The sequence below is a fragment of the Variovorax sp. CF079 genome, assembly GCF_900101545.1.
GTDB lineage: Bacteria > Pseudomonadota > Gammaproteobacteria > Burkholderiales > Burkholderiaceae_C > Variovorax.
In genome coordinates this window covers 1-2,292 of sequence record NZ_FMZU01000056.1, presented here as the reverse complement: position 1 = coordinate 2,292, position 2,292 = coordinate 1, and the positions used below count along the sequence as shown (strand labels likewise).

Here is a 2,292-nt window from a genome sequence, read left to right as displayed (position 1 = left end):
CGGCGCGTTCGCAATGCGCGTCACCGCGTCGTAGCCGCGCAGCTCCTGCACCTTCTGGATGTCGATGCCGTATTCCTCCTCGCCCAGCGTGAAGGAAAGGAATTCCAGCGGCTTCGCGGCCTGCTTCGATGCGTCTGTTGCGTTCATCTGCGTCTCTTCATGAGGTTTGAAACTTGGGGAGAGCGGGCCGGGTGCCGGCATCCAGCCTGAACACGTTGACCGCTTCCACGAGGTTGCCGGCCTGCTCCTGCATCGATTGCGCCGCAGCCGCGGCCTCTTCGACCAGCGCCGCGTTCTGCTGCGTCACCTGGTCCATCTGCGTGATCGCCTGGTTGATCTGCTCGATGCCTTGGGTCTGCTCATGGCTCGCCGCCGTGATCTCGCCGATGATGTCCGTCACCCGCTTCACGCTGCCCACGATCTCTTCCATGGTCCTGCCGGCTTCGCCGACCAGTTGGCTGCCGGCATCGACCTTGCCCACCGAATCGTCGATCAGGCCCTTGATTTCCTTGGCCGCGGCGGCAGAGCGTTGCGCGAGGTTGCGCACTTCGGAAGCCACCACCGCAAAGCCACGGCCCTGCTCGCCGGCACGCGCCGCCTCGACCGCCGCGTTCAAAGCGAGGATGTTGGTCTGGAAGGCAATGCCGTCGATCACGCCGATGATGTCGACGATCTTCTTGGAGGACGCATTGATCGAGGCCATGGTGTGGACCACCTGGCTGACCACGTCGCCGCCCTTGACCGCCACCTCGGAGGCCGAGAGCGCCAGCTGGTTGGCTTGGCGCGCGTTGTCGGCGTTCTGCTTGACCGTGCTGGTGAGTTCTTCCATCGAAGCCGCGGTCTGCTCCAGCGAGCTGGCTTGCTCTTCGGTGCGCGACGAGAGATTCTGGTTGCCGGCGGAGATCTGCCCCGAGGCCGTCGCAATCGCATCGGTGCCCTCGCGCACGCCGCTCACCACGCGCGCCAGGCCGTCCCGCATGGATTCGACGGACCGGGTGATGACGCCCATCTCGTCGCGGCGATCCGATGCCAGCTGCCGCGACAGGTCGCCGCCGCCGATGGCCTGCACATGCTCGCTCAGCAGGCTCAGCGGCCGCACGGTGCGGCGAATGAAGACGACCAGGGCGATGCCCAGCAGCACGGCGGCCAGGGCAATGGCACCGGCGAGCCAGGCCATCTGGCGGTACAGCTCGGCCATCACCTCCGAGGCGGGAACCTCGGCTACCGCCAGCCAGCCGTTCGCTTCGCTCTTGGCCGCGGAGGCATAGCGCCGTCCTTCGATCGCCTGCCCCAGCACGGCAGGCGCGTTGTCGATCCACGTGCCGTCGCCGCTGCCCAGGCGCGCGAGCCAGTCCGCCGCATCGGCGCCCGGCGGAAGAACTTCGGCCAGCTTCTTGCCGGCAGCCGTCGGGTGGAACACCAGCGTCGCCGCCGCGGCACCGCCGCTCGAATTGACGACGTAGAGCCCGCCGCTGTCGAAGATGCGGGTCTTGTTCACCGCTTCGCCGAAGGACGCCTGCTGCCGCGAAATGTCCAGGCCGATGTAGAGCACGGCGACGACCTGGCCGGCAGCATCGCGCACCGGTTCATAGACCGTCATGTAGGGACGTCCGAACAGCGTGACGCGCCCGACGAACTTCTTGCCGGCGCGCAGCACCGGATAGGCGCCGCTCTTGCGGTCGAGCAGGGTCCCGATGGCCCGCTCGCCGTTCTCCTTCTTGACCGAGGTGGTGATCCGCCGGAAGTCCTCGCCCTGCACCACGAACACGGTGGCGTTGGCGCCGGGAAAGTCGCGCGCGAAGGCATCCACTTCGGCGGTGGAGCTGCCGTCGAGCGCAACGCCGTGGTTCGTCAACCTGCCCTGCGCGGCGTCCTCGAGGACGAAGGTGGCCGCGAACTGGCGCCGGAACACGCCGTAGGCGTTCTCCGTGTTCAGCTGCATGGTCTGGTCGAAGATGTCCAGTGACCGGGCAATGGCTTCGGCCTTCGCATTCGCGTACTGCGCGGCGCTGCGCTGCTGCTGCGCAGAGGCCAGCGCATAGAAGACCGCCAGGATGAGCACCGTGAGTGCCAGCATGGCCACGCCGGCCCGGATGGTCAGGATGCGCGCCAGCGAAACAAAGGAAGGCGCTCGCCTCGACGGATTCGTTGCTTTCATGTGGGGGCCCTTGGCTCAAGCGGCCATTTTTTCGATCAAGCCCATCTCTTCGCTCGACATCAGCCGGTCGATGTCCACCAGGATCAGCATCCGCTCCTCCAGCGTCCCCAGCCCGATCAGGTAGTCCGTGTCCA

2 protein-coding genes and 1 pseudogene are annotated in these 2,292 nt (G+C 66.7%); all 3 read right to left on the bottom strand.

The genetic code is table 11. The features are described from left to right. Positions 1 to 147 (bottom strand): chemotaxis protein CheW (locus BLS74_RS33490; protein ID WP_170855817.1); only part of this gene is annotated, 147 nt, incomplete at its 3' end. Between the two features lie 10 nt (positions 148 to 157). Continuing rightward, positions 158 to 2,158: a methyl-accepting chemotaxis protein gene (locus BLS74_RS33485; RefSeq protein ID WP_093112340.1), complete on the bottom strand. Its 2,001-nt coding sequence runs from the start codon at positions 2,156 to 2,158 to the stop codon at positions 158 to 160. 15 nt (positions 2,159 to 2,173) lie between these two features. After that, positions 2,174 to 2,292, bottom strand: a pseudogene (locus BLS74_RS35475) (chemotaxis protein CheW); the annotation flags it as partial.

Coding starts and splice junctions, on each gene's coding strand:
- BLS74_RS33485 (WP_093112340.1), bottom strand. CDS start 2,158: ATGAAAGCAACGAATCCGTCGAGGCGAGCGCCTTCCTTTGTTTCGCTG.